21 protein-coding genes are annotated in these 26,818 nt (G+C 64.1%); 9 read left to right on the top strand and 12 right to left on the bottom strand.

All coding sequences use genetic code 11. The annotated features are described in order from the left end of the window. Positions 1-17 precede the first annotated feature (17 nt). From ON753_RS25645 to ON753_RS25635, 3 genes are all read left to right on the top strand, one after another. Positions 18-146, top strand: coding sequence for a hypothetical protein (locus ON753_RS25645; RefSeq protein WP_265966837.1), 129 nt, complete (start codon positions 18-20; stop codon positions 144-146). 202 nt (positions 147-348) lie between these two features. Next, positions 349-1,647 (top strand): NAD(P)-binding domain-containing protein, encoded by a 1,299-nt coding sequence (locus ON753_RS25640; RefSeq protein WP_265966835.1) that lies wholly within the window; start codon positions 349-351, stop codon positions 1,645-1,647. Then, the gene (locus ON753_RS25635) at positions 1,613-2,773 is read left to right on the top strand and encodes an NAD(P)/FAD-dependent oxidoreductase (protein ID WP_265966833.1); all 1,161 of its coding nucleotides are present in this window, start codon (positions 1,613-1,615) and stop codon (positions 2,771-2,773) included. Before ON753_RS25640 ends, ON753_RS25635 begins: the two co-directional genes overlap by 35 nt. A 201-nt stretch (positions 2,774-2,974) precedes the next feature. Here ON753_RS25635 and ON753_RS25630 read toward each other — a convergent pair whose 3' ends face one another. Then, complete coding sequence (locus ON753_RS25630) at positions 2,975-3,136, bottom strand: hypothetical protein (RefSeq protein WP_265966831.1); 162 nt, start codon at positions 3,134-3,136, stop codon at positions 2,975-2,977. Positions 3,137-3,538: 402 nt separating this feature from the next. On the opposite strand from ON753_RS25630, the gene ON753_RS25625 reads away from it, so the two are divergent. From ON753_RS25625 to ON753_RS25610, 4 genes are read left to right on the top strand one after another with little or no spacing between them, the layout of a single operon-like run. Further along, complete coding sequence (locus tag ON753_RS25625) at positions 3,539-3,895, top strand: group I truncated hemoglobin (RefSeq protein ID WP_265966829.1); 357 nt, start codon at positions 3,539-3,541, stop codon at positions 3,893-3,895. Between the two features lie 3 nt (positions 3,896-3,898). Then, a complete protein-coding gene (locus ON753_RS25620; protein WP_265966827.1) occupies positions 3,899-4,960 on the top strand; it encodes an adenylate/guanylate cyclase domain-containing protein in 1,062 nt (353 codons plus the stop codon). Next, positions 4,957-6,894, top strand: coding sequence for a hybrid sensor histidine kinase/response regulator (locus tag ON753_RS25615; protein WP_265966825.1), 1,938 nt, complete (start codon positions 4,957-4,959; stop codon positions 6,892-6,894). Before ON753_RS25620 ends, ON753_RS25615 begins: the two co-directional genes overlap by 4 nt. After that, positions 6,891-7,607, top strand: a complete 717-nt coding sequence (locus ON753_RS25610; protein WP_265966823.1) for a response regulator — start codon at positions 6,891-6,893, stop codon at positions 7,605-7,607. The genes ON753_RS25615 and ON753_RS25610 overlap by 4 nt, the downstream gene beginning before the upstream one ends. Before the next feature lie 2 nt (positions 7,608-7,609). Here ON753_RS25610 and ON753_RS25605 read toward each other — a convergent pair whose 3' ends face one another. The 10 genes from ON753_RS25605 to ON753_RS25560 all read right to left on the bottom strand — a co-directional run bounded on the left by ON753_RS25605 (position 7,610) and on the right by ON753_RS25560 (position 22,819). Next, positions 7,610-9,241: an alpha-D-glucose phosphate-specific phosphoglucomutase gene (locus ON753_RS25605; protein WP_265966821.1), complete on the bottom strand. Its 1,632-nt coding sequence runs from the start codon at positions 9,239-9,241 to the stop codon at positions 7,610-7,612. Next, on the bottom strand, positions 9,229-11,232 hold the full coding sequence (malQ, locus tag ON753_RS25600; protein WP_265966819.1) for a 4-alpha-glucanotransferase: 2,004 nt from the start codon (positions 11,230-11,232) through the stop codon (positions 9,229-9,231). Before malQ ends, ON753_RS25605 begins: the two co-directional genes overlap by 13 nt. Then, positions 11,232-13,340, bottom strand: a complete 2,109-nt coding sequence (gene glgX, locus ON753_RS25595) for a glycogen debranching protein GlgX (RefSeq protein WP_265966817.1) — start codon at positions 13,338-13,340, stop codon at positions 11,232-11,234. The genes malQ and glgX overlap by 1 nt, the downstream gene beginning before the upstream one ends. Beyond that, the gene (gene glgA / locus ON753_RS25590) at positions 13,337-14,773 is read right to left on the bottom strand and encodes a glycogen synthase GlgA (RefSeq protein WP_265966815.1); all 1,437 of its coding nucleotides are present in this window, start codon (positions 14,771-14,773) and stop codon (positions 13,337-13,339) included. Before glgA ends, glgX begins: the two co-directional genes overlap by 4 nt. A gap of 1 nt (position 14,774) precedes the next feature. Beyond that, the gene (gene glgC, locus ON753_RS25585; RefSeq protein ID WP_265966813.1) at positions 14,775-16,034 is read right to left on the bottom strand and encodes a glucose-1-phosphate adenylyltransferase; all 1,260 of its coding nucleotides are present in this window, start codon (positions 16,032-16,034) and stop codon (positions 14,775-14,777) included. 30 nt (positions 16,035-16,064) lie between these two features. After that, entirely contained in the window at positions 16,065-18,275 is a 2,211-nt protein-coding gene (gene glgB / locus ON753_RS25580) for a 1,4-alpha-glucan branching protein GlgB (RefSeq protein WP_265966810.1), read from the bottom strand. Continuing rightward, a complete protein-coding gene (locus ON753_RS25575; RefSeq protein ID WP_265966808.1) occupies positions 18,272-20,650 on the bottom strand; it encodes a glycogen/starch/alpha-glucan phosphorylase in 2,379 nt (792 codons plus the stop codon). The genes glgB and ON753_RS25575 overlap by 4 nt, the downstream gene beginning before the upstream one ends. 245 nt (positions 20,651-20,895) lie before the next feature. Beyond that, positions 20,896-21,708: a DUF2182 domain-containing protein gene (locus ON753_RS25570; RefSeq protein ID WP_265966806.1), complete on the bottom strand. Its 813-nt coding sequence runs from the start codon at positions 21,706-21,708 to the stop codon at positions 20,896-20,898. Positions 21,709-21,742: 34 nt separating this feature from the next. After that, entirely contained in the window at positions 21,743-22,357 is a 615-nt protein-coding gene (locus ON753_RS25565; protein WP_265966804.1) for a DUF1326 domain-containing protein, read from the bottom strand. A 255-nt stretch (positions 22,358-22,612) separates the two neighbouring features. Further along, positions 22,613-22,819: a heavy-metal-associated domain-containing protein gene (locus ON753_RS25560; protein ID WP_265966802.1), complete on the bottom strand. Its 207-nt coding sequence runs from the start codon at positions 22,817-22,819 to the stop codon at positions 22,613-22,615. A gap of 167 nt (positions 22,820-22,986) precedes the next feature. Here ON753_RS25560 and ON753_RS25555 point away from each other — a divergent pair, with 167 nt between their 5' ends. Continuing rightward, the gene (locus ON753_RS25555; protein WP_265966800.1) at positions 22,987-25,491 is read left to right on the top strand and encodes a heavy metal translocating P-type ATPase; all 2,505 of its coding nucleotides are present in this window, start codon (positions 22,987-22,989) and stop codon (positions 25,489-25,491) included. Between the two features lie 14 nt (positions 25,492-25,505). After that, complete coding sequence (gene cueR / locus ON753_RS25550) at positions 25,506-25,919, top strand: Cu(I)-responsive transcriptional regulator (RefSeq protein WP_265966798.1); 414 nt, start codon at positions 25,506-25,508, stop codon at positions 25,917-25,919. A 59-nt stretch (positions 25,920-25,978) separates the two neighbouring features. On the opposite strand, the gene ON753_RS25545 is transcribed toward cueR, so the two are convergent. After that, positions 25,979-26,425: an EF-hand domain-containing protein gene (locus ON753_RS25545; protein WP_265966796.1), complete on the bottom strand. Its 447-nt coding sequence runs from the start codon at positions 26,423-26,425 to the stop codon at positions 25,979-25,981. Positions 26,426-26,818: the final 393 nt, after the last annotated feature.

Below are 26,818 nucleotides of genomic sequence, written 5' to 3'. Positions count from 1 at the left end.
CACAAAGAGATAGAACCATGACCATCGTTTCAAACCACTTTCCGAAGAAGAAGACGCAGATCCGGACCCAGTTCGAGCGCCTGCACTTCCCCTTCCTGAACGGCACCGACAAGAGCTCGGTCTATCATGTTCCCGGCCGCCGCTGACCCGCAGCTCAGCCCGGAACCATTACCGCAAGGCCCGCCCGGAAACCTCCCGGCGGGCCTTTTGCTGCCGGGCGGTCCCTTTCGAAACAAATGAAACGTGGAACTTCAGCAAAGAAGTCGTGCTGAAACAAGCACTTGCTACTCCTGAGCCCGTTCACGGATCCGCCATCGGATCCATCCACCTCACTGATGGAGATGCATCGTGCCCCAGCAAACGGATGTGCTGATCATCGGCGCCGGCCAGGCGGGACTTGCCATGAGCCGCTGCCTCACGGACGCCGACATCGATCATGTCCTGATCGAGCGCGGCAATGTCGGCGAACGCTGGCACTCCGAACGCTGGGATTCCCTGCGCCTCCTCACACCCAACTGGATGACCCGGCTTCCCGGCTACGCCTATCAGGGAAACGATCCGGACGGCTTCATGCGGCGCACGGATGTCGTCCGCTTCCTCGAAGCTTACCGCTCGTCCTTCGATGCGCCGGTGGAAACGCGTACCCGCGTTATAGATCTCTCAACCGAGGGCTCGGGTTTCCGGGTCACGACCGACGGCGGCGTCTGGAACGCAAGAAGCGTCGTGGTGGCAACCGGTGCCTGCGACCGGCCGAATGTGCCGGCCTGGGCCTCCGGCCTCTCCCATGACATCGAGCAGATCGTCCCCGAACGCTATCGGTCGCCCCGCGACCTTCCGGCCGGCGGCGTCCTGGTGGTCGGCGCGTCCGCCACCGGCATCCAGCTTGCCGACGAAATCCACCGGGCCGGCCATCAGGTGACGGTCGCTGCCGGCCGGCACGTGCGCGTTCCCCGCTGTTATCGCGGCAGGGACATCATGGCCTGGCTCGACGCCTGCGGTTTCCTGGACGAAGGCCGCTCGCCCGATGCGGACGCACGGCAGCTGATCCGGCAGCCGTCCCTGCAGTTGATCGGTCATCCCGGCCGGCACGCGCTCGATCTTCCTCGGCTTGCGGAACGCGGGGTGCGCATTGTCGGTCATGCCATCGGCGCCGATGGCGATCTTCTCGGCGTCGCGCCCGACCTTTCGCACGAATGCATGGCCGCGGAAGAGCGGCGGCGCAAGCTGCTGGCGCGCATCGACACTTTCATCGAAGGCCACGGGCTGAATGCGCCGCAGGACCCGCTCGCCTGGGCCTGGCCCGGAGCGATGGGCAGCAAGATCACCCGCCTGGACCTGCGCGCGGCGGGCATACGCACCGTCGTCTGGGCGACCGGATACCGGCGCAGCTATCCGTGGCTGCAACTGCCGGTCGTCGACGAAACAGGCGAGATCCGCAACATCGGCGGCGTCAGCGACGTGCCGGGGCTTTTCGTCCTCGGCCTGCCGTTCATGCGCCGCCGGTCCTCCACCTTCATCGACGGTGTCGGCCGGGATGCCGAGGAGCTCCTCGCCGATATTGCCCGCCACCTGAACCACATCCCCGAAACAGATTGCCTGAAAGGAACCCGCCATGCCGCTCAATGGGACATTCTCCAAGCACTATGACGCCATCGTCGTCGGCGCGCGCTGCGCAGGCGCTGCCACCGCCATGCTGCTCGCCCGTCAGGGCGCGCGGGTATTGATGATCGACAGCAGCGCGCATGGAAGCGACACGCTCTCCACGCACGCGCTGATGCGCGGCGCCGTGATGCAGCTCGGTTCATGGGGCGTGCTCGACCGGATCAGGCACGCCGGCACGCCGCCCATCCGCACCGCTGCCTATCTCTATGGAGACGAGGCGATCGAATTCGAAATCAAGCCGCTGCACGGCGTCGACGCGCTCTATGCACCCCGCCGCTATGTCATCGACCGCGTCCTCGCGGACGCGGCCATCGAGGCAGGTGTCGACGCACGCTACGGCCTGTCCTGCCGGGGACTGCTACATGGCCCCGACGACCGGGTACGCGGCATCCTCGCCGGCGCTGGAGGCGGGGGAACGTTCTCCGTGACGGGCGATATCGTGATCGGTGCCGACGGGCGGCGCTCGTCCGTGGCACGTTTTGCCGATGCCGAGATCCAACGACATTCCCGCAACGCGACGTCGTTCGTCTACGGCTATTTCGACGGCATGGAACATCGCGGCAACCGCTCGTATTTCGTACCGGGCCTAGCGGCCGGCGTCATACCGACCAATGACGGCCAGACATGCGTCTTTGTCGGGGTCCCGCGCGAGCGTTATCTTTCCGGCATGCGCGGTTCGCTGGAAGAAGGGCTGCTCGCCGTGGCGGCCAGCTTCCCGGAGCTTCGCGAGGCGCTTGCCGGCGCAACGCTTTCCTCGCGGCCGATCGGCTTTCCCGGCCAGAAAGGTCACATGCGCCGGGCCACCGGTCCCGGCTGGACCCTGGTCGGCGACGCGAGCCATTTCAAGGATCCTCTGACGGCCCACGGCATGACGGATGCCTTGCGGGACGCCGAAATCCTTGCGCGCGCAATCGCCGGCGGCACGCTCGACCGCTACCAGGAAGCACGCGACGTACTCGCACGGGAGCTGTTCGAGGTCACCGACACGATTGCCTCGCTCAGCTGGAGCCTTGAAGAGTTGAAGACCCTGCACAAGCGGCTCAACGCCGTCATGAAGCAGGAGCAGGAGTGGATGCAGTCCGCCTTCGAACGCGGCCTACAGGCCGCGTGAGGAGGCAGGCGGGCAGTTCCGGGATGCGTTCCGACGGATGCAGGAATGGCACCGGCAAGCGCCCGAGGGTATGGCCCCGTAAAATTGAATGCACTGGACGCCAAAACGGCTGCGCGTTCAATATTACAGGACCATACCCTGACAACGACAAAAGCCCGCCGTTGCCGGCGGGCCGTTGATGAACGGGAGGAAACCCCCTCGTTACAGGTAGCGTGAATTGCGGATGCACCTTGCCACCTCGTCGCGGCTCACGCCGATATCGGCGAACAGCCGATCCTCGCTCATCAGCAACATTTCGTAGGCGCGCCGGTCACGGGACCGTTTCACCTGGCGTTGTATGACATTCCTGACTGTACTCAACATCGTCTTCTCCAAAGTTCGTTTTCCGATGGCAAGACGATCGCAAGCTTGCGTTTCAGGCGGATTTCGCGGCGCCGCCCGCTGCGTTTCATTTGTTTCGGCGCGGGCCTCAGCCGGATTGAAACATTTGAAACACTCCCCTCCTCCCTGCGAAACGCACCTGAAACGTGGCGATATTAGTCATGAGCGATCGAAGAACGCACATGTTCTCAAGGGGCAGGACCGATGCGGGTCGTGGGGCATCAATTCAATTACCCTCATCATCGCCAGGACGGAGCCAGAATCCCGGATTTCTCCGCTTTCCGCTTGCCTCCCACCGCACGCGTGGGGCAAGATTTTCCTGCATTGGAGAGGGGAGACCGGGGCAGCCTCAGTGCACCGGTCCGGGCTAGGCAGGTACAGGAAATGGAACAGACGCTTTTCCAGAAGTATGGCGGCTTCTCGAAAGTCAGCCGCATCGTACTCGATCTTTATAACCGGCTGCTTGACGACGACGACATCGGTCCGTTCTTCGACGATGTCGACATGGCACGCATCGTCGATCACCAGACAAAATTCATCTCCTCGCTGCTCGGCGGTCCCGCCTCGTACACGGACGAACAAATTTCCAGGATGCACCATCACCTGGAGATACATACCCGTCACTTCGACAGGCTGTCGGAGATCCTCGCCGAAACGCTGACCGACCATGGAATGACGCCTCAGGATGTCGAGACGGTCGTGCAGGGTTTCGAACAACGCCGCAAGCTGATCGTGGTGTAGATCATGTCGATTGAAGCCATCAACGAACAACTGTTGCGCGCCATCGGCGTCGGTGTCGCCCTGCTTGATCTGAAGGAATTCAAGTTCCGCTTTCACAACGACACCTTCGCGGAATGGTTCGGCGAACCGGATGCCGATGCCCGGCTCACGGATTTCTTCAGCTCCCTGGACCCGGAGGCGCTGCGCGAGGCCCTCTCCGACGGGGGACGGTTTGCGACCGAGACGACCTTCAAGGTCAAGCGCCGCACGATGACGGTGGCGATGGACTTCAACCGCGCCCTCGACGGCGGCGAGCGCATCGCGGTGCTGGTGTGCCAGAACATCACCCGTATCAAGGAACTTGAGTCGATGATCGATTCCTATTCCATGATGGTCGAACGCAACACCCGCGAGCTCAAGCGGGAAAAGGAGCAGGTGGAAAAGCTCCTGCTCAACATGATGCCGCGGTCGGTCTACGAGGAATACAAGACCTTCGGCGTGGTCACGCCCCGACTCTACGACCCTGTGTCGGTCCTCACGCTCGATTTCTGCGGCTTCGGCGACATGGTCGCCACACTCGATCCGGGCGTCATCGTCAGCGAACTCAACGACATCTACAGCGCCTTCGACCGGATCGGCGAACAGTTCGGCTGCGAACGCATCAAGACGATCGGCGATGCCTATATCACCGTCTCCGGCATGCCGGATGCCGCTCCCGATCACGCCATGTCCGTGGCGAACGCCGCCATCCGTTTCCTGCGCTACCTCAAGCAACGCAATGGCAGCCATCCGGTCCAGTGGCAGTGCCGCATCGGCATCTCCACCGGAGCGGTGATCGGCTCCGTGGTCGGCGTGCAGAAATACATCTACGACGTCTTCGGCCCGGCCGTGACGCGGGCCCTGCGCATTCGCGGACACGCCGGACCGATGAGTGTTGCCGCTGACGGCGAGATCGCTCAACTGGTCGAAGCGAAGTTCAATCGCATATCGATGGGCCCACGTGAGCTTGTCGGCGGCACTGAAACCGAGATCTTCCGCATGGAGGCCGTCGCCGACCAGCCGCAAACCTACGGGTCGCAGTCATGATCCTTCGTTCCGACATGCCGGCGGACAGGGCGGACGGTACGCCGCCTCGCCAAGGCGACAGCTCGCCGGACATGCTCCGCGAAGTCATCGAGGCGATGTCGGAAGGTTTGGCGCTCTTCGACGAGGAAGCGCGGCTGGTGCGCTGCAACGCCGGCTACCGCGAGCTCAATCCGCTGATTGCCGACCTGCTGGAACCGGGAATCGGGTGGGAACTCATCCTGCGTGAATGCGGTCTGCGCGGCGCCCTTTCCTCAGAAACGCTGGATCGCCTGCGCTGGATGGAAAACCGGCTTGCGACCGGCGCCGACACCTCAGCGCTCCTGGAGATCGAACTTTCCAACGGCGCCATGCATGAAATCGCCATGCGCCAGACCCCGGTCGGCGGTTTCGTCGTCACCCAGTCGGACCTCACCGACAAGCGTCAGTACGAGGAGCACGAACGCCAGGCGGACATCCTCCTGCGCAAGGTGCTGGAGGCCTGCCCGGCCAATGTCGTCATGTCGCGGATCGGCGACGGGCACATCATCTATCGCTCGCCCGCCGCCACAGAGCTTCTCGGCACCACGCACAATTCGCAGGAGCATTTCGCCAGCCGGGAGGAACGGGCGGATTTCGTCACCGCGCTTCTGCCGGACGGCAGGGTCGACGACATGCTGGTGACCGGCGTACGGCCGAACGGATCGACCTTCCCCTGCGCCGTCTCGGCAAGGGTGATCGACTATCGCGGCGAGGAGGTCGTGGTCTCCAGTACGGTCGACATGTCCCGGGAAGTGGAGATGCAGAAGAAGCTCGCCGAACAGCGCGAGCAGATCTTCCAGGCCGAGAAGATGTCCGCGCTCGGCGAGCTACTCGCCGGCGTCGCGCACGAACTCAACAATCCGCTGTCGGTCGTTGTCGGCCACGCGCTGATGATGCGCGAGGAGACGGCGGATCCCGAGGTCCTGCGCCGGCTCGAGAAGATCTCCGAAGCCGCCGAACGCTGTGCGCGGATCGTGAAGTCGTTTCTTGCAATGGCACGGCAGCAGCCGGCGCGGCTCGCGCCGATGGACCTTGAGGAAACCATCGAGATCGCGATCGAAGCGCTGCGCAACGGTGCAAGCGGCCTGAAGGCTTCCGTCGAGATCGACCTTGCGCGCAACCTTCCGTCGATCCAGGGCGATGCGGACCAGCTCGTCCAGGTGCTGATCAATCTCATCACCAATGCCGATCAGGCGATCGCCGCATCGGGAACCGGCGACCGGATCACCATATCATCGACGTTCGACAAGGCGGCGGGCATGATCGAGCTGCGCGTCAGCGACAACGGTCCTGGTGTGCCCTCATCTATCCGCAGCCGTATCTTCGACCCGCTGTTCACCACCAAGGAGGTCGGCCAGGGTACCGGAATCGGCCTCGCATTCTGCCACCGCGTGATCACGTCGCATAACGGCCAGATCCGCTTGGAGTCCGCGCCCGGCAAGGGCGCGACATTCGTGCTGCGGCTACCGGTATCGTCGCTGCAAACTGCTGCGGACAGCCTGAGCCAGTCCGAAGCCGGCGCAGTATCTGCCACGCGCGTCCTCGTCGTCGACGACGAGGCCGATGTCGCTGACCTGATCCGGGAAATCCTGCAACGTGACGGATACCGGGTCGATTATGCCCAATCGGTGGAAACCGCCCTGTCGCTCGCCCGCAAGCAGGCGTATGCCCTGATCCTGAGCGACCTCAACATGCCCGGGATCGGCGGCCGCGGGTTCTACGAGATCATCGCACGGGACCTGCCCGAGATGGCCGACAGGGTCGGCTTCGTCACCGGCGACACGATGAGCCCGTCCGCACGCGGTTTCCTCGACAGTGCCGACAGGCCTTACCTTGAAAAACCGATCGCCCCGTCCGAACTGCGCGCCCTGGCGCAGCGAATGCTGGAGCATGCACGCGGCGGGGGGCACAAATGAGCGAGCAACAACACATCCTGGTCTGTGACGACGAACCGGAAGTCCGCGGCATGGTGGCGGAATATCTGTCACGGCGGGGCTTCCGGATTTCGCAGGCGGCCAATGCCGACGAGCTGCGCGCCTCGCTGGAAGGCGGGATGCCAGACCTGATCCTGCTCGACATCAACATGCCTGGCGAAAGCGGCCTGTCGGTCCTCAGGAGCCTGGAGGCGGATCAGAACCCGCCGGTCATCATGCTGACCGCCGCCGGCGACGTGGTCGACAGGATCATCGGCCTGGAAATGGGCGCCGACGATTATCTCGGCAAGCCCGTCGACCTGCGCGAACTGGAGGCCCGCATCAAGGCGGTGCTGCGCCGCAAGGCGTTGCCGTCGCCCGAAGGCAAGCCATCCGCCGAGGACGCCCGCCAGCGTTTCCGCTTCGGCAAGTACTGGCTGGACCTTGGCGCTGCCAAACTTTCCGACGAGGACGGTACGGAAATCCCCCTCACCGCGATGGAGTTCAACCTGCTCAAGCTCTTCGCGACCAACCGCGGCCGCGTCCTGAACCGCGACCAGATCCTCGAAGGGGCGCATGACCGGTCATGGGACCCGTTCGACCGCAGCATCGACATCCGCATTTCCCGGATCCGCCGCAAGATCGAAACCAATCCGCAAAAGCCGGCAGTCATCCGCACGGTGCGCGGGATCGGCTACATCTATGACGGCGAATAGCGTCACGTCATGACATCGGGAGCCGTGCGCCCGGTGTATTCGGTCAGCTTGCTCACTTCTGCGATCGCCTCGGCGATCTCGCGCAGGGCCGTCTGGGTTTCGATGGTAAGTTCGCCGTCCGCCGGCATGTAGCGTTCCAGGTAGATGCGCAGCGTTGCCCCTTCCGTGCCGGTGCCGGACAGGCGCAGCACACCCCGGCCGCCGCCCTCGAGCCAGATCCGGATGCCCTGGTTGCGGCTGACGGAGCCGTCCACCGGGTCGGTGTAGGAAAACTGATCGGCGGCCGAGACGACCAGATTGCCCGCCCGTGTTCCGGCAAGCTGCGGCAGCCTTTCGGTCAGGTCGGCCATCATGTCCTGCGCGGCATCCGCGTTCACGGCCTCATAATCGTGCCGCGAATAGTAGTTGCGGCCGTAGGTGACCCAGTGATCGGCCAGGATATCGCGCACCGGCAGGCGGCGCTCCGCCAGGATGTTGAGCCAGAGCAGCACGGCCCAGAGCCCGTCCTTTTCCCGCACATGATCCGATCCGGTTCCCGCGCTTTCCTCGCCGCACAGGGTGACGCGGCCCGCGTCGAGCAGGTTGCCGAAGAATTTCCAGCCCGTCGGCGTTTCGTAACAGGCGATGCCCATCCTCTCGGCCACCCGGTCGCAGGCCGAGCTGGTCGGCATCGACCGCGCCACGCCTGCCAGGCCGTGGGCGTAGCCCGGCGCGAAATGGGCATTGGCGGCGAGTACGGCAAGGCTGTCGGACGGCGTCACGTAGACGCCCCTGCCGAGGATCATGTTGCGGTCGCCGTCGCCATCGGACGCGGCGGCAAAGTCCGGGCCGTCGTCTGACATCACCAGATCCACCAGCGGCTTGGCCCAGATCGGGTTCGGGTCCGGGTGACCCTTGCCGAAATCGACCGAGGGGACGGCATTCATCACCGATCCTTCCGGCGCACCGAGCTCTTCCTCCAGAATGGCCCTGGCATAGGGACCGGTGACCGCATGCATGGCGTCGAAGCGCAGGGTAAAGCCGCTTGAGATGAGCGCGCGGATCTTGTCGAAGTCGAACAGCTCGCGCATCAGGGCGGCATAGTCGGTGACCGGATCGACGATTTCGACGGTCATGCCGCCGAGACTTTTTTCGCCGAGCTCCGAAAGATCGAGGTCCTCGCTCTCCAGCGTGCGATATTCCGCGATCCTCGTGGTCTCCTCGTAGATCGCGGCCGTGACGTTTTCCGGCGCGGGACCGCCGTTGGCGGTGTTGTATTTCAGGCCGAAATCTTCGTCGATGCCACCGGGGTTGTGGCTTGCCGACAAGACCAGCCCGCCATTGGCCTCGCGCTTGCGGATCAGGTTGGACGCAGCCGGCGTCGACAGGAGGCCGTTCTGCCCGACGATCGCCCGCGCCGCACCATTGGCAGCGGCGATACGCAGGATCGTCTGAATGGCCTCGGCGTTGAAATACCGCCCGTCGCCGCCGACGACGAACGTCTTGCCGCCGGCCCCGCCGATCGCGTTGAAGATCGACTGGACAAAGGTCTCGACATAGCCGGGCTCCATGAAGACGCGGGTCTTCTTGCGCAGTCCCGAGGTTCCGGGCTTCTGGCCCTCAAAGGGTGTGCAGCTGCGAGTCACTCCAGACATGCTTCCAGTCCTCTCTGCATTGTTTCATCAGTCGGATTTCGCTCGGGCATCAGATCGCGGATACGCGCCAGAGGTCCGGCTGCGGGGAACTGCTCGACCGCCACCGGAAACCGGCGGCGCCAGTTCGGATGCTGGTCGATCGTACCGGGGAGGTTCTGCGCCTCGATGACGCCGAAGAGATCGTCCAGTTGGAGCGCCACCAGCGCCGCGGGCGAGCGGGCAAGTCTGTTGTGGATGGCGGCGCTGATCCGCCTGATATCGGTTTCCTGCCCGATGCCGCAATGGGCGCGGAGGCTGTTGCGCTGATGCGCGCGCAGGCCATGGCGGCTTTCGGCCTCCCCGGCCGGCAGCCAGCCGATCCTTTGCCACCATTCGATGTCGATCCCGTGCCAGAACCCGGCAAGGGTGGGCGTGTCGTGGGTGCTGAAACAGGCGAGACTGAAGGGGCGCAGGTCTTCCGGCGCGCTCAGCCAGCCGCCGTCATCGGCCTCGTATTGCCACACCGCATAGCTGTAGAGCCCGGCGCCGTTGAGGCCTTCGCGAAAGCCTGCGGGAACAAGGCCCAGGTCTTCGCCCACCACCACGCATCCGCTGCGCCAGGCTTCGATGGTGATCACGGCCAGCAGTGCCTCGAAGGGCTGGGAAACATAGCCGCCCGGACTGCCGTCGTCCGGCAGCCAGTAGCTGCGCAACAGCCCCAGGGCGTGGTCGATCCGCAACAGGCCGCATTTTCCCATCAGCGTGCGCAGCATGGTCCTGAGCGGTTCGTACCGGTTGGCCGCCAGCTTGGTCGGCGCGTGGGCCGCAAGGTCCCAGGACTGGCCTTCCGGGCTCAGGTGATCGGGCGGCGCGCCGATGGAAATGCCGCCGGCGATCGTGTCCCGGTTCATCCACACCTCGGCGCCGCCCCGGCGCGGGCCGACCGCGAGGTCGAGGTAGAGCCCCAGCTTCATGCCGGAAGACCGTGCGCCATGCTGTGCCCGGACGATCTGCTGTTCGGCCCGCCACTGCAGCCACCGATGGAAGCCCGCCCTTGCGCCGGCAGCCTGATCCGCCGCCTCGCCCGGGCTTCTGAACGCCGCCGGCCATTTCTGAAACGCCTCGCCGTGCTGCTCGCTCAAGGCCTCGAAGGCAGCGAAATCGTCGAGGGGCCGGCCCGCGGCCCGGCAATACCGGCGAAAGGCCGCCTGGTCCTTTTCCGAACCGCTGTCGATGAAGCCGGCAAATTCGGCCTCCAGCGCCGCGCGATGGCGCTTGCGGAAGTCCGCATAGTCGATCAGATCGCCCGCCGGGCCAGGCCCGAGACCGGTGGCCGGCGAGATATGGTCGGTGTTGAAGAACCCGCGATGCGTCGGCGAATAGGGGCTGATCGTCTCCGCCGCGGCCCACCCCAGGGCATGGACGGGATTGATGCCGAAGAACTGCGCTCCGCTGCGGCCAAGCGCCCCGGCAGCCACGGCCAGATCAGAATAGTTGCCGAGCCCGCCATTCGTCTGCGACCGCAGCCCGTAAAGCGCGCCGCAGATCCCCCAGCTCCGCTCCGCCCCGGTCCGCTGTGAAAGGCTTGGCGCGCAGTGTGGCGGACAGAGCAGGAACACCTCTTCCGTCCAACCATCACCCGACACATGAAGCGTGAAATAGCCGACCGGCAGGTCGGCAAGCGTGATGCCAGTGTCGCTTGCGCCCACACGGACTTCCGCGCCGTCCTCTGCAACGAGGCTCCAGTCGCAGCGGCCGGGCACGGCAATTTCCGCGGGCCTTCCGGCAGGCAGGACGGCTTCGCGCGGCAAGCGGCGCGTCATTCTTTCAGCGCGCCGCTCCGCCAGCGCATCGGCGACGGCGGCATCCGTATCCGCGGCGACGCCCAGCCCGCCAAGCAGCGCACGCAGGGTCGGCGGCTCGGCGGCCTGCCGCTGTCCGGCCATGTTCTGGAACTCCAGATGCACGCCGCTCTCGCGGGCGAGTTCCCTGAGGGCCGCATCCGCAGTCATCACGCGGCTCCGAACGAACGCAATACGAATGCAGAGACCGAGTGGGGCGCAACCCGGACGCTGCCATCGGTGATCGGCCAAGGTGACTGGTGGTTCTGCGAACTGTCGATTTCCCGCACCCACTGCCGCGAACCGGGATCGGGCAGGCCCAACTCGAGTTCGCGGGATTCGCGATTGAAAGCCAGCAGGACCTCGTCCTCGGATTGGTCGCCCACCGCGCTTTCCGCGCAGCCGCGCAGCAGCAGGCACAGGCTGGAAAGTCCGGGATCGCGCCAGTTCAGAGCCGAGCCGTCGAAATCGCGCCACGCCACGTCCGGCTTGCCATCGGACTCGCGCACAGCACCGTGCAGGAAGCTGGTCTGCCGCACAGCCGCGTGTTCCCGCCGGAACCGGGAGACGGCTGCGGTGAATTCGGTCAGGCCGCCATCCATTGCCTGCCAGTCGATCCAGCTCGTTTCGTTGTCCTGGCAATAGACGTTGTTGTTGCCGTTCTGGCTGTTGCCGCCCTCGTCTCCGGCAAGGATCATCGGGGTTCCCTGGGACAGGAGCACGGTGGCCAGAATGTTGCGGATGCGCTGGCGCCGGGCCTCGATGATCACCGGGTCGTCGCTGTCGCCCTCCACACCGAAATTGTCGCTGTAATTGCTGTGGTGGCCGTCATGGTTGCCTTCGCCGTTGGCCTCGTTGTGCCGCTTGGCATAGCGCGTGGTGTCGGCCAGCGTGAAGCCATCATGGGCCGCGGCAAAGTTGACCGAGGACCAGGTGCGCCTGCCGGCGCTGTCGAAAAGGTCCGCCGAGCCGAGCAGCGCCGAGCCGAGGTCCTGGGCGCTGTGTCCGTCGCCCCGCCAGAACCGCCGCACCGTGTCGCGGTAGCGGTCGTTCCATTCGGCGAAAGGCGGCGGGAACTTGCCCAGCTGGTAGCCTCCAGGCCCCAGGTCCCAAGGCTCGGCGATCAGCTTGACGCCAGCCAGCACAGGGTCCTGCCGCAGCGCATCCAGGAAACCGCCCTGGCTGTCGAAACCATGGCGTTCGCGGCACAGCCCCACGGCAAGGTCGAAGCGGAAGCCGTCGACGCCCATCGCCTGGACCCAGAAACGCAGACTGTCCATGATCATGCGCAGCACGTAGGGATGGTCGACGTTCAGCGTGTTGCCGCAGCCCGTGTCATTGACGTAGTAGCGCCGCTGGCCGTCCATGAGCCGGTAGTAGGATGCATTGTCGAGCCCGCGGAAGCTGAGCGTCGGTCCCAGGTGGTTGCCTTCGGCCGAATGATTGTAGACGACGTCGAGAATGACCTCGATGCCGGCTGCGTGGAAACGCTCGACCATGGCGCGAAAACCGAGGATACCGGCCGGGCCGAAATAGCGTGGTTCGGGCGTGAAGAAGCCGATCGTGTTGTAGCCCCAGTAATTGACCATCGACCTTGCCCGCAGCGCGTCTTCCGACTTGATCGCATGGACGGGCAGGAGTTCGACAGTCGTGACCCCCAGACGCGTCAGGTGATCCAGAATGGCCGGAGACGCGAGCCCGTCATATGTGCCTCTCATGGCCTCCGGAACGCCGGGATGCAGAATGGTCGTGCCTTTGACATGGGCCTCGTAGATGAGCGTTCCGTCCCAGCCCCGACCGAGGGTCTGCGCGTCGAGCGGAAAGCTGGCAGGATCGGAGACCACGCATTTCGGCACATGCGGCGCACTGTCAGACTCGTCGAAGGACAGGTCGCCCTGCTGTGAACCGATCTGATAGCCGAATGTGGAACCATGTTCGCCAAACGTGCCGTGGAATTCGCGTGTGTACGGATCTATCAGCAGTTTGTTCGGATTGAACCGGTGGCCGTTGTCCGGTGCGTACGTGCCTTCCACCCGGTAGCCGTAGAGCGCGCCCGGCCTGAGGCCCGCAACGTGGCCATGCCAGACGGAGCCGGTGCGCTCGGGCAAGGCGAGCCTTTGCAGCTCGTGTTTGCCGTCCGGCGAAAAAAGGCAGAGCATCACCCGCGACGCGTTTTCGGAAAACAGGGCGAAATTCGTGCCCTCTCCGTCGAAATGAGCCCCGAGGCGGTACGGGGTGCCCGCTGTGATTTCCGACATGACACTGCAGTGATCGTTCATTCGCCGAGCTCTCTGTACAAGTCCGCATAGGCCTCGGCCGACTGTTCCCAGCCGACGGGCTGGCGCAACGCGGACCGTTGCATTGCCTGCCACGAAGGTCTGTCCGCGTAACGGTCGCAGACCCGGTCGATGACCGCCTCCAGCCCGGCAACGCTGACATCGTCGAAGACGAAACCGGTTGCGCACTTGACGGCAACCGCGGCGGCATTGGCGTCGATCACCGTGTCTGCCAGACCGCCGGTGCGCGCGACAACCGGCAGGGTGCCGTAGCGCAGGGCGCAAAGCTGTGTCAGTCCGCAGGGCTCAAAGCGCGAGGGAATGAGGATCGCGTCGCTGCCGCCCTGCAGGAGATGCGCAAGTCCCTCGTCGAAGCCGATATGGACGCCCACCATGTGCGGATGAGCGTCCGCCGCTTCAAGGAACGCCTTTTCGAGCCCCGGTTCGCCGGTGCCCAGCACCGCCAGCTGCCCGCCGCGCGCCACGATATGCGGCACCGCCCCGGCCAGCGCGTCCAGGCCCTTTTGATGGGTCAGGCGGCTGATCACACAAAACAGGGGCCCGGTGTTATCAGGGTCGAGCCCGAGCCGGACGGCGATCTGTGCCCGGTTGTCGCGCTTGCGGCCGAGACTGCGGGCGTCGAACCTGCTTTTCAACGCCTTGTCCTCCGCCGGGTTCCAGATTTCCGTATCGATCCCGTTGAGGATGCCCGACAGAGCGTCGGCGCGCGCCCGCAGCACACCGTCCAGTCCCATGCCGAATTCCGGTGTCAGGATTTCGCGGGCATAGGTCGGGCTGACGGTGGTGATCCGGTCGGCGAACATGAGCCCGCCCTTCAGGAAACTCACATCGCCGTAATATTCGAAACCGTCTGGATGAAACCAGTCGCTGCGCAGGCCGAGTTCCTTCACAACGTGCGGTCCGAACCGCCCCTGGAAGGCAATGTTGTGGACGGTCAGCACCGACCTGGGCGCCGCGCCGCCGGCCTGTTTCAGATAGACCGGCGCCAGCGCCGCCTGCCAGTCATGGACATGCACGATATCAGGCTTCCAGTCCCCGATGCCCTCCAGGCCGATCCGGGCGGCGACTTGCGCCAGAGCCGCAAACCGCAGGTGGTTGTCCGGCCAGTCCAGGCCGTCCTGTCCCGTATAAGGCTGGCCCGGCCGGTCGAATTGCTGCGGAGCATCGAGAAGCAGCAGCGTCATGCCTGCGGCGGCAACCTGTACCAGCCGCCCGGCACCGCCGGGCAGGTCGCTGAAACCGGCGACCTCCTTGCCCTTGGCGACAAGCGGCTGCAGGGATGGATAGGCCGGCAGGACCGTGCGGCAATCGATACCGGCCCGGGCCAGCGCCTGCGGCAAGGCGCCGACAACATCCGCCAGCCCCCCGGTCTTGATGAACGGGGTGCACTCCGAAGCCACCATCAGCACTTTCATGTCACATATCCAGCCTGTCGATCATGGATTGGGTAATCAGACATACCCCCTCGTCGGTGCGCCGGAAGCGCTTGGCGTCGAGCTCCGGGTCTTCGCCGACGACAAGACCGTTGGGGATCTTGACGCCGCGGTCGATGATGACGTCCCGCAGATAGGCGCGGCGGCCGACCTCGCAGTATGGCAGGGCAACGACCCCTTCCAGATGCGAATAGGAGTGGGTCTTGACCCCGGTGAACATCAGGCAGCGGTAAAGGGACGAGCCGGAAATGATGCAGCCGCCCGAGACCATGGACGAGACCGCCTGCCCGCGCCGGCCTTCCTCGTTGTGAATGAACTTGGCCGGCGGGGCCAGCTCCGAATAGGTCCAGATCGGCCAGTCATTCGCGTAGATGTCGAGCCCGGGCTCGAAATCGGTCAGGTCGATATTGGCCTGCCAGTAGGCGTCGATTGTCCCGACGTCGCGCCAGTATGGCTCGGACTCCAGACCCGACATCACGCAGGACCGCCTGAAGGGGTGAGCTATCGCGCCGCCCTCGGCAACGATCCGGGGAATGATGTCCTTGCCGAAATCGTGGCTCGAGTCGGGATCGGCGGCGTCCTTCTGCAGAAGATCGTAAAGATCTTCGGCATCGAAGACATAGATGCCCATGCTGGCCAGCGAGTGATCGGGATCGCCGGGCATTGCCGGCGGGTCGGCCGGCTTTTCCACGAAGTCGAGGATCTTGTCCGCCTCGTCGACTGCCATGACACCGAAGCCCTTGGCCTCTTCGCGCGGCACCTCGATGCAGCCCACGGTCACCCTGGCGCCGGTCCTCACATGCTGCTCGATCATGATCGAGTAGTCCTGCTTGTAGATGTGATCGCCCGCCAGAACGAGAATATATTTCGGCCCGTAACTGCGGATGATCTTGATGTTCTGGTTCACCGCGTCGGCGGTTCCCTTGTACCAGTTCTCCTCGTCGAGCTGCTGAGAGGCCGGAAGGATGTCGAGCGACTCGTTGCGCTCGGCCCGGAAGAAGCTCCATCCGCGCTGGATATGCCGGATCAGGCTGTGCGCCTTGTACTGGGTCGCGACACATATCCTGCGGATGCCGGAATTGACCGCGTTCGACAGGGCAAAGTCGATGATCCGCGTCTTGCCTCCGAAATAGACCGCCGGTTTCGCCCGGACATCGGTCATTTCCTTCAGCCTGCTGCCCCGCCCGCCCGCCAGGACATAGGCAAGCGTCTGCTGGGCCAGTCTGTGTCTGTCATATTCCATGGAGCCCTCCCTTTTCCGGTTGTATCGCCGTTAGACTTCCGAAAGCTCAAAAAACACCGTCGCCAGCGGCGGAACTGTGATTTCTATGGACTGTTCACAGCCATGAGCGGCCACGGCATCGGCCTTGACGCCCCCGGCATTCCCCTGGTTGCTGCCGCCGTAGATCGCCGAGTCGGTGTTCAAGCGCTCGGCCCAGTGGCCGGGCACGGGCACCCCGACCCGGTAACCGCTGCGCGCGACAGGCGTGAAGTTCGACATGACCAGCACAGGCGCGCTGCCCTCGGCGCCGTAGCGGATCCAGGAAAAGATCGATTCCTCGGCATTGCCGCCGTCGATCCAGCGGAAGCCTTCCGCCTTGCAGTCCCGTTCGTAGAGCGCTGGCGCCGACCGGTAGAGCCCGTTCAGGTCCCGGACCAGCGCCTGCATCCCCGCATGCGGTGGCGTTTCAAGCAGATGCCAGTCGAGGCTCTGCTCATGGTTCCACTCGGCCCGCTGCGCGAATTCCCCGCCCATGAACAGCAGCTTCTTGCCGGGATGGCCCCACATGAAGCCGTAATAGGCCCTGAGATTGGCAAAGCGCTGCCATTCGTCCCCCGGCATGCGTCCCAGAAGCGATCCCTTGCCGTGCACCACTTCATCGTGGCTCAGCGGAAGAACGAAGTTCTCCGAAAAGGCGTAATGCAGGCTGAAACTCATCTTGTCATGGTGATATTTCCGGTACACCGGGTCTTCGGCCATATAGCGCAGGGTGTCGTTCATCCAGCCCATGTTCCACTTGAAGCCGAAGCCGAGCCCGCCGTTCGAGGTGGGCGCGCTGACGCCGGGATACGCGGTCGACTCCTCGGCGATCGTCATGATCCCGGCACTTTCGCCGTACACCGCCTCGTTCATGTGCTGCAGAAAGGCAATCGCCTCGAGGTTTTCCCGGCCGCCATGGACATTGGGCACCCATTCGCCTTCCTTGCGGGAATAGTCGCGATAGAGCATCGAAGCCACCGCATCCACCCTCAGCCCGTCGATATGGTACTCTTCGAACCAGAACTTCGCGTTGGCGATCAGATAGTTGGTAACCTCGGTGCGGCCGTAGTTGTAAACCAGCGTGTTCCAGTCCGGATGATAGCCCTCCTTCGGGTCGGCATGCTCATAAAGCGCGGTTCCGTCGAACTGCGCCAGGCCGTGAGCGTCGGACGGGAAATGCCCGGGCACCCAGTCGACGATCAGGCCGAGACCGGCGTCATGACAGGCCTCCACCAGGACGCGGAAGTCATCCGGCTGGCCGAACCGGGACGTGGGCGTGAACATCCCGACCGGCTGATACCCCCATGAACCGCCGAACGGATATTCGGAAATCGGCGTCAGCTCGATATGGGTAAAGCCCAGATCTGTCGCATAGGCCACCAGCTGCGTGGCGAACTCGCGATAGGTCAGCGGACGGCCGTCCTCTTCCGGCACGCGCCGCCAGGATTCCAGGTGGACCTCGTAGATGGAGATCGGCCGGTCGATCCGCTGCAGGTCGGAGCGTTTGCCGATCCATTCCCCGTCGGTCCATTCATGGCGGCCGAGATCACGGACGACCGAGGCCGTCTGCGGCGGTTTCTCCGAGCCGAACCCGACCGGATCGGCCTTCAACGGCAGCAGCTGGCCGCCGCTGCCCAGGATTTCGTATTTGTAGACGACGCCGTCACCGACGCCCGGCACGAAGAGTTCATGCACGCCCGTGGCGCTGCGCCGCCGCATAACATGCCGGCGCCCGTCCCAGCCGTTGAAGTCGCCGACGACGGAAACACGCCGCGCGTTGGGCGCCCAGACGGCAAAATGCGTGCCCTTAACCCCCTCGTGCGTGATGACATGGGCTCCGAGGGCCTCCCACAGCCGGCCATGGGTACCTTCGCCGAGAAGGTACTCATCGATCTCGCCCAGACAGGGTCCGAAGGCATAGGGATCCGCCTGCGTCCATGTCTCTCCCCCGCGCGTCATGCGCAGCCGGTAGTCAAAGCGTTTACGGCGCTCCGGGACAGTCGCGGCAAACACACCCGGGGCGCCTTCCACCGGCTTCAAGGCGGTCACGAGACTTCCGGTCTCTGCATCCAGCAGGTCCACGGCCTCCGCCTCGGGATGGAAACAGCGCACGACGAGATTGCCCCCGTCCTCGTGCATGCCGAGTACGGAAAACGGATCACCGTGATCGCCGGTGGCAATCGCGCGGGCAGCATCAGGATCGATCAGCGCAGCATCACTCATGCCGTCATCTCCAGGCCCGCCCTGTCGACGGCGTCCACTTGCCAGATATCGCGCGCATAGCCCCTGATCGTCCGGTCGGAGGAAAACCAGCCCATGCTCGCGGTATTGCGCAGCGCCATCGCCGCCCAGTTCGAACCATTGCGGTACACCTGGTCGGCGCGGCGCTGGGTGTCGAAATAGCTGTCGAAATCGCAGGTCACGAGGAAATAGTCATGATCGTAGAGGCCGCCGACAAGCCCATGGTAGCGCGAGGAATCCTCGGGCGAGAACTGCCCGTCGGCGATCTGGCCGAGAACGCGCGACAGACGCGGGCTCGCCTCGATCGCGGCCCTTGCGTAGCCGTGGACATGGCGCCGTTCGACAACCTCGCGGGCGGTGAGGCCGAAGAGGAAGAAATTCTCCGATCCCACATGCTCGCGGATTTCCACATTGGCTCCGTCCAGCGTGCCGATGGTCAGCGCGCCGTTGAGCGCGAATTTCATGTTGCCGGTGCCCGAGGCTTCCTTTCCGGCCGTGGAAATCTGCTCCGACAGGTCAGCGGCGGGAATCAGGCGCTCGGCCATGGTCACATTGTAGTTCGCTGGAAACACCACCTTCAGCAGGTCGCCGGTCACCGGGTCATTATTGATCACCCGGGCGACGTCGTTGATCAGGTGGATGATCTGCTTGGCCACGTGATAGCCCGGCGCGGCCTTGCCGCCGAAGATCTTGACCCGCGGCGTCCATTCGGCATCCGGCGCATCGCGCATCTCGTTCCACAGCGCCACCGTTTCCAGGATGTTCATCAGCTGGCGCTTGTATTCATGGATGCGCTTGATCTGGACGTCGAACATGGCATCGGGATCGACCGCGATGCCGCAAGTCTGTGCGATCCAGTCGGCCAGCTCCGTCTTGTTCTGCCGCTTGGCCGCGCTGAACGCGTCAAGGAACTCACGGTCGCCGGTGCGCTGGTTCAGCGCCTTGAGCTTTTCCAGATCCGCGACCCAGCCATCGCCGATCTCGCGCGTGATCAGGTTGCTCAGGGGTGCGTTGCAGGTGTGAAGCCAGCGGCGCGGAGTGATGCCGTTCGTCTGGTTGACGATCCGTGTCGGGTGGATGCGGTGCAGGTCGGAAAAGACCGTGCTCTTGACCAACTCCGTATGCAGTGCCGAGACGCCGTTGACCTTGTGCGCCATGATGAAGGCAAGCTCCCCCATATGCACATGGTCATGCTCCAGAATGCGCGGACTGCCGGGATGCCTGGCCTGCTGGTCTTCATCGATGGCGCGGATGATTTCCAGGTGCCGGGGCAGAACACGGCCCAGGAGACCGACATGCCAGCGCTCCAGCGCCTCCGGCAACAGCGTGTGATTGGTATAGCCGAGGCAGCGCCGGGCCAGTTCGATCGCTTCGTCCATCGGCAGATTGTGCTCGTCGCTCATCAGCCGGACAAGCTCCGGCCCGGCGATGGCCGGATGGGTGTCGTTGAGCTGAATGGCCACGTACTGCGGCAGTTCGCGGATGTCGTCATGATCGCTGAGGAAACGGCGCAGCAGGTCCATGATGGACGCCGCGGTGAAGAAATACTCCTGCTTGAGGCGCAGTTCCTTGCCCGCCTCGGTCGTGTCGTCGGGATAAAGCACCCTTGAAATGGTCCGCGCCAGCGCTTCGGAGCGCCCCGCCGCCAGATAGTCGCCCCGGTTGAAGCTTTCCAGGTCGAACTTGGATGCCGGCCTGGCCGACCACAGGCGCAGCGTATTGCCCCATTTGCCCTGCCAGCCGACGACCGGCGTATCATACGCAGTGGCCAGCACGGTTTCCCAGGGATGCCAGTAGGCCTTGCCGTCATGATGGTCCACATGGCCACCGAAGCCGATGCGGAACTGGACTTCGGGCCGTTCGAATTCCCAGGGATTGCGTTGCGTCAGCCAGGTTTCGGCGGTTTCCACCTGGCGTCCGTCCACGAAATCCTGCTTGAACAGCCCGTGTTCGTAACGGATACCGTAGCCGTAGGCGGGAATGCCCAGGGAGGCGAGCAGATCCATGAAACACGCCGCCAGACGGCCGAGCCCGCCATTGCCGAGAGCTGCATCCGGTTCGTTCAGCACGACCGCGTCATAATCCTGACCCAGCTCCGTCAGCGCGGCCCTTGCTTCCTCGACAAGGCCGAGATTTGCGGCCATGTCCTCCACGAGCCGGCCGATCAGGAATTCCATCGACAGGTAATAGACCCGTTTTGCGCGGGTTTCGTAGGTCTCGCGGGTACTTCGAAACCAATGGTCGACCATCCGGTCGCGCAGCGCCAGTGAAAGGGCTACGCGCCAATCGTGAACGGATGAATGCGCTGCATCCTTGCCGAGCGATTTGCACAGATGTCGTAGGATTTCTTCTTTCATTGCGTCGGCCTCTGGGACTTTATCTGTCTCTCTGATGAGCATTTTTAACCCGCCACGGACCAACGACTTTAACGAAGCGTGTTTCTTGTTGTCCATGGCCATGGCAACCGGAACCAACAGTTAGTGCGTTTTCCGGCCAAATGAATTCAATCCAATCGCGAGACGCCCTAACCGGCGTCTGCGTCGAAAATGCGGTGTCGTCAGGGATAAAAGGCGTGGACGGGGCAAAAGATCCGGGCCGGCCCTCAAGCGGCCAGATAGGGCTCCGCCATCAGCCAGACGCCGCAAAGGGCAAGGAGAATACCGGTGGCGGTGGTCAGTAGGCGGTGTCCGGCGGCGAGCTTTTCCACCGCCACGTAAATCGCGATGCCGGCAATCCAGAAGAGGTTCATGATCCCGCCGACGAACAGGAGCGCCATCAGGAACCAGCAGCAGCCAAGACAGTAAGCTCCGTGCTCCGCTCCCATGCGAAAGGCCCCGACGGCGCCCGGCTTCCAGTGATGAAGCAGGAAAAACATGGGATGACGGCAATGTTTGAGGCAGGTCTCCTTGAGCGGCGTCAACTGGTAAAGGCCAGCGGCAAGCAGCACCATGCCGGCAAGCGGTGCGCTGACGATCTCCATCATGCCCGTCATCGTGCCGACCCGCTCGAGCCCCCATTGCAGGGCCATCGCCACAAGGCTGAAGCCGCCCCACACGGCGAGGTAACCCGCGACGAAGCACGAGACGGCTCCATAAGGCGAACGTGCGGTTTTGCGCTTGCGGGCAAGAGAGGCGTGAAGGAGGATCATCGGCGCCGCGCTCGGCACCATCATGGCGATCATCATCACCCACCACATGAGGAAGACGAGCAGGGCGTAGGGCGCGGACCAGACCGCCGGTTCCATCATCATCCCCGGCATTTCGACGGCCATCCCGGTCATGCTGAGCGCCGACATGGACATGCCGACGCCCGCCACCGTGTAGACCGCCGCCAGGGCAACCACCGTCGCAAGCCCGACCATGACGATCAGGCGATCGCGCTTCAGGACGGTCTCCAGGGGCGTGGTGTCGGTCACGGGACACTCTTCCGGCAGGCAAAACCCGATGAACCTACGCGGCCCATGAGAACGGAGCGAAATGCGCGTTCCTGGTGCCGCTGGCGTCGTCCCAGTCGATACCGAAAGCGTGCAACCTGCTTCGTGTCGCCTTGGCAAGTGCCAGCTTCGAATTTACCGGATGGGCGACATTCTCCAGCATGATCGCCTTGCCGGCATCAGCTGCGGAGGGCACGCCCTCCAATGCCTGGTCCACCAGTTCGCCGGCCTTGACGGCATATCGCATGCCATCGCCTTCGAAACTGATGGGCCGCTTTTCGACACCCGCCATTTCGCCGACGAGCGGGCCCAGGGCTTCCATCGGTCCGCCGGCCGCACCCGTCGCGATTTCGGTGATGGCCGCCGTCTGCGCCTCGTCGGCGCGCTCGTCAATGATCAGACCGACCTTGATGTTGCCCTCTGCCATCGCTCCCGGCGACCACAGAAGGGCGATGAAGGACAGCCCGTCGAGCCGGACACCGTCCTTTTCGCCCTTGTCGATCCGCATGGCGATTGCGGCCTTGCAGTCACCTTCGGTCGGGACCGCCTCGAGGTTGCTGGTAATGCACGGGCACACAAAATCACAGTTGCACGTTTCCATGTATTGGCCTTCGATTTTCCAGCTAGTCATTGCAGCCTCCATTCCGTTACGGAAGCCGGAAAAATAGCACACGACAGGAGGGATCGTATACCGAAGTCTCAGGAGGCACGGACCGACGCCGCCCCCCAGGTTTGCCGACAGCGGTTGAAGGGTGGGAACGCGCCGGTCGGCCGGTCAGTGTGGGTGGTCGAGATTGACGGTTTCCAGATGTTCCGGCACGCGGGCCGGCCAGCCCAGTTCATGTTCGATCCTGAAATGCATGGTGTCCGCCGCGGCGGGTTTCGTTCAGGCCGGTTGTTGCACCGGGGCGGCCTCGTAGCCGGCAGCCTTGAGGGTTTCCTGGATCTTATCCGAAGGAAGCCGGCTTTCCACCGTGACAATCCTGTTCTCCATGTCGAATTCCAGGCGGGCCGCCGCGTCCGCGTCCTTGAGAGAGCGATCGATCGTCGCTTTGCAATGGCCGCAGCTCATGTCCGGTACGTGATACTTCATGGCACACCTCCTTGGTACGATTACGTTCATGGTGGATTATGCAGTCTCCAGTAAGTGGAAGGTCAAGCCCCAACGTGCCGTGAAAAAAGATTCGTCACGCCCTTGACCTTCCAGTCACTGGAAGCCCTAGATAAGCTGCCGGAACCTCAAATCGGAGACGACTGACCATGACACAGCACGCTACGCTTTCCATCGAGGGAATGTCCTGTGCGTCTTGCGTGGGGCGTGTGGACCGCGCCCTGGCGGCAATCGATGGCGTCAGCGACGTATCGGTCAACCTGGCGAATGAAACCGCGCGGCTGACCGTGGACCGGCCCGAACAGCTGATCGGCGCGGCAGACAAGCTCGATGAGCTGGGCTATCCCGCCCGCCGTGCCAGCGTCACGCTGAATGTGAAATCGATGTCCTGCGCCTCTTGCGTAGGACGGGTGGACATGGCGCTGGCCGCTGTCCCGGGCGTGACGGACGTGAATGTGAACCTAGCCTCCGAAACGGCCAGAGTGACTTATCTGGAGGGCGTCACCGATCCCGCGGCGCTGGTCGCCGCCGCGACCAAAGCCGGCTATCCGGCGGAAATCGCCGAGGCGAGTGCCACCCAGGATCGCGCGGCCCAAAAAGAGGAAGAAGCGCGCGGCCTCGCCCGGCGGGTGATCCTGGCCGCCGTGCTGGCCCTGCCGGTCTTCATCCTGGAGATGGGCAGTCATGTCATCCCGGGAATGCACGCGCTGATCGGCCACACGATCGGCCATCAGACAAGCTGGCTGATCCAGTTCGTTCTGACGAGCGTGGTCCTGTTCGGGCCGGGGCTGCAATTCTTTCTGAAGGGCATACCCGCGCTCCTTAAGGGTACCCCGGACATGAACAGCCTCGTCGCCGTCGGCACCGGCGCAGCCTATGCCTATTCGGTGATCGCTACCTTTCTCCCCGACCTGCTGCCCGATGAGGTCCGCGCCGTCTATTTCGAGGCCGCGGCGGTGATCGTCGTGCTCATCCTGATGGGCCGGTTTCTGGAGGCCCGTGCCAAGGGGCGCACGGGAGCCGCGATCCAGAAGCTTCTGGGCCTGCAGGCCCGTACCGCACGGGTGCTGCGCGACGGCGAGCCGGTGGAAGTTGCCATTGACGAGCTGCATACCGGCGACATTGTCGTTGTCCGCCCGGGCGAACGCATCGCCGTCGACGGCGAGGTGACGGAAGGCACGAGCCATGTCGATGAGAGCATGATCACCGGCGAACCCGTGCCGGCGGAAAAAACGCCGGGCGATGCGGTCACCGGCGGAACCGTGAACGGGACGGGGGCCTTGCGCTTCCGCGCCACACGGGTCGGTGCCGACACGACGCTGGCGCAGATCATCCGCATGGTGGAAGAAGCCCAAGGCGCCAAGCTGCCGATCCAGGGGCTAGTGGACCGGATCACACTGTGGTTCGTGCCCGCCGTGATGGCGGTGGCGGCGCTGACCGTGCTCGTCTGGCTGATCTTCGGCCCCTCCCCGGCCCTGACGCTGGCACTGGTCGCCGGGGTCTCGGTGCTGATCATCGCCTGCCCCTGCGCCATGGGACTGGCGACGCCGACCTCTATCATGGTCGGCACCGGCCGGGCCGCCGAGATGGGAGTGCTTTTCCGCAAGGGCGACGCCCTGCAGCAGCTCTCCTCGGTCGGAGTGGTTGCGCTCGACAAGACCGGCACGATCACCGAAGGCCATCCCGAACTGACCGACCTTATCCTGGCCGACGGTTTCGACCGCGCCGATGTGCTGGCCCTTGTGGCCGCGGTAGAGGAGAATTCGGAACATCCGATCGCGGCCGCCATCGTGCGGGCGGCCCGCAGCGAGGGCGTCGCTCTTGCCGATATCGCGGACTTCACCTCGATCACCGGCTATGGCGTGCGGGCTCTCGCCGGGGGCGCTGACGTGCTCGTCGGTGCGGATCGGCTGATGCAGCGCGAGGGCATCGATCCGGGAGCGTTGGCGGAAGCCGAAGCGGATCTCGCCCGGCGTGGTCGCACGGCGCTCTTTGCCGCCATCGATGGCAGGATCGCGGCGGTGATCGGGGTTTCGGATCCCGTCAAGCCCGCGAGCCGCGCCGCAATTGCCGCTCTTCATGCCCAGGGCCTGAAAGTGGCGATGATCACCGGCGACAAACGCGAAACCGCCGAGGCGATCGCCGCGGAAACGGGGATCGACCAGGTGGTTGCGGGCGTCCTGCCCGACGGCAAGGTCGCCGCTCTCGACACGCTGCGGGGCAGCGGACAGAAGATCGCCTTTGTCGGCGACGGGATCAACGACGCGCCTGCCCTCGCCCATGCCGACGTGGGCATCGCCATCGGCACCGGCACGGACGTCGCCATCGAATCCGCGGATGTCGTTCTGATGTCGGGCGACCTGCGCGGTGTGGTAAACGCCTTTGAAGTGTCGCGGCGGACCATGAGCAATATCCGCCAGAACCTGTTCTGGGCATTCGGCTACAACGTGGCGCTGATCCCGGTTGCCGCCGGCGTATTCTATCCGCTCTTCGGACTCCTGCTGTCGCCCGTCCTGGCTGCAGGGGCCATGGCCCTCTCATCGGTCTTCGTCCTGACCAACGCCCTGCGGCTGCGCCGCGTCGAAGCGCCGATGGACGAGAGCAAAGCCCCCGTGCCGCAGAGCGCGGTCCCGCAACTGAAACCAGCCGAATAACAGGAGAGAGTGACGTGAATATCGGAGATGTTTCCACCCTGTCCGGCGTCCCGGTCAAAACGATCCGCTACTATGAGGACATCGGTCTGATCAAACCGTTGCGGAGCACGAACGGCTATCGCAGCTTTCGCGAACAGGATTCCCACAAGCTGGCCTTTCTCGGCCGGGCGAGAGCCCTCGGGTTTTCGATCGAGGACTGCCGAACCCTGCTGGAGCTCTACGAGGACGACAGCCGGGAAAGCGCCGACGTGAAGCGCATTGCCGGTGAACACCTGGCCAGGATAGACGAAAAGATTGCGCAGCTTCAATCCATGCGCTCGACCCTGGCGCATCTAATGGACGCCTGTGCGGGCGATCATCGCCCGGACTGCCCGATCCTCGATGATCTCGGCCAGTCGTCACCCGGATCTTCCTCCACCATGCGATGAAGGACAGGCGCGGTGGCGAACACCGCGCCTGAGCCATCGGAGAACGCGTCAGGCCGCGATCAGTCGTCGGAATCGGAATCGTCCGTGCTCCACCGTGGCCCGATTTCCTCGCCGGTCAGCTGACCGTCTCCGTCCTTGTCGAGCATCTTGAACATGCGGGCATGGACGGCCTGGAACTCCTCAAGCGACAGATTGCCGTCTCCATTGGTGTCCATCATCACGATCATCATCTCCGGACCCATCATTCGGCCCATCATCATGCCCGGGCCCATCATATGGCCGCCCCAGCCGCGTCCGGACATCATCCCGTAGCCCATCCGGCCGTAGTCCCCCTGCATCATGCCTTGCCAGCGGTGGAACGGACCGGGCATTGACTGGCCCTGGTCGGTGTTTTGGCGGCCCATCATACCTGAACCGCGCTGCGGGTTGTCTTGTTGCGCAGCGGCCGTTCCGATGGTCCCTGCCAGCATGAAAGTGCAGAGCGTGGCTGCAAGAAATTTTTTCATGGAAGTTCTCCCGTATCCCTGGACCGCCCTTCCATCATCATCGGCGGCCCGTTCGCCGCAGACGAAATGCGGCCGGCCGCGAACGGCCGATGAATGCCTCGAACGGTCATGAGAAAAATCACACCGCCCAGCATTCCCAACCCTAGCATTGGCGCGCCAAACCACCTTGATCTGCGTCAAGAGAAACGCTGTCCCGCCGCCCCGTACCGGGAGCATTCGGTGTGTCGACGGCTATGCAGGCAATGGGCACTGGAGCACGGCCATTACAGCTGGGGGACCAGGCAAGGCCGGCTCCCGTGCCCCTTGGCCGGAACCGTTTCGCCGACGCGGGATTTAATCATTGGAGGTTTCGGATCGAGGATGCCGGCGCAACGGCTGGCGTCATCTCGCCGG

Source organism: Roseibium salinum, from assembly GCF_026240905.1.
Taxonomy (GTDB): Bacteria; Pseudomonadota; Alphaproteobacteria; order Rhizobiales; family Stappiaceae; genus Roseibium; species Roseibium salinum.
The sequence above is the reverse complement of the archived record's forward strand: the minus strand, read 5'-3'. Positions and strand labels throughout refer to the sequence as shown.

Bases quoted from the DNA above. Each gene is read 5' to 3' on its own strand.
- ON753_RS25645 (WP_265966837.1), top strand. From the start codon at position 18: ATGACCATCGTTTCAAACCACTTTCCGAAGAAGAAGACGCAGATCCGG.
- ON753_RS25625 (WP_265966829.1), top strand. From the start codon at position 3,539: ATGGAACAGACGCTTTTCCAGAAGTATGGCGGCTTCTCGAAAGTCAGC.
- glgC (WP_265966813.1), bottom strand. From the start codon at position 16,034: ATGGAATATGACAGACACAGACTGGCCCAGCAGACGCTTGCCTATGTC.
- ON753_RS25630 (WP_265966831.1), bottom strand. From the start codon at position 3,136: ATGTTGAGTACAGTCAGGAATGTCATACAACGCCAGGTGAAACGGTCC.
- ON753_RS25545 (WP_265966796.1), bottom strand. From the start codon at position 26,425: ATGAAAAAATTTCTTGCAGCCACGCTCTGCACTTTCATGCTGGCAGGG.
- ON753_RS25620 (WP_265966827.1), top strand. From the start codon at position 3,899: ATGTCGATTGAAGCCATCAACGAACAACTGTTGCGCGCCATCGGCGTC.
- malQ (WP_265966819.1), bottom strand. From the start codon at position 11,232: ATGACTGCGGATGCGGCCCTCAGGGAACTCGCCCGCGAGAGCGGCGTG.
- ON753_RS25605 (WP_265966821.1), bottom strand. From the start codon at position 9,241: ATGTCTGGAGTGACTCGCAGCTGCACACCCTTTGAGGGCCAGAAGCCC.
- ON753_RS25555 (WP_265966800.1), top strand. From the start codon at position 22,987: ATGACACAGCACGCTACGCTTTCCATCGAGGGAATGTCCTGTGCGTCT.
- ON753_RS25560 (WP_265966802.1), bottom strand. From the start codon at position 22,819: ATGAAGTATCACGTACCGGACATGAGCTGCGGCCATTGCAAAGCGACG.
- ON753_RS25610 (WP_265966823.1), top strand. From the start codon at position 6,891: ATGAGCGAGCAACAACACATCCTGGTCTGTGACGACGAACCGGAAGTC.
- glgB (WP_265966810.1), bottom strand. From the start codon at position 18,275: ATGAGTGATGCTGCGCTGATCGATCCTGATGCTGCCCGCGCGATTGCC.
- glgA (WP_265966815.1), bottom strand. From the start codon at position 14,773: ATGAAAGTGCTGATGGTGGCTTCGGAGTGCACCCCGTTCATCAAGACC.
- glgX (WP_265966817.1), bottom strand. From the start codon at position 13,340: ATGAACGATCACTGCAGTGTCATGTCGGAAATCACAGCGGGCACCCCG.
- ON753_RS25575 (WP_265966808.1), bottom strand. From the start codon at position 20,650: ATGAAAGAAGAAATCCTACGACATCTGTGCAAATCGCTCGGCAAGGAT.
- ON753_RS25565 (WP_265966804.1), bottom strand. From the start codon at position 22,357: ATGACTAGCTGGAAAATCGAAGGCCAATACATGGAAACGTGCAACTGT.
- ON753_RS25635 (WP_265966833.1), top strand. From the start codon at position 1,613: ATGCCGCTCAATGGGACATTCTCCAAGCACTATGACGCCATCGTCGTC.
- ON753_RS25615 (WP_265966825.1), top strand. From the start codon at position 4,957: ATGATCCTTCGTTCCGACATGCCGGCGGACAGGGCGGACGGTACGCCG.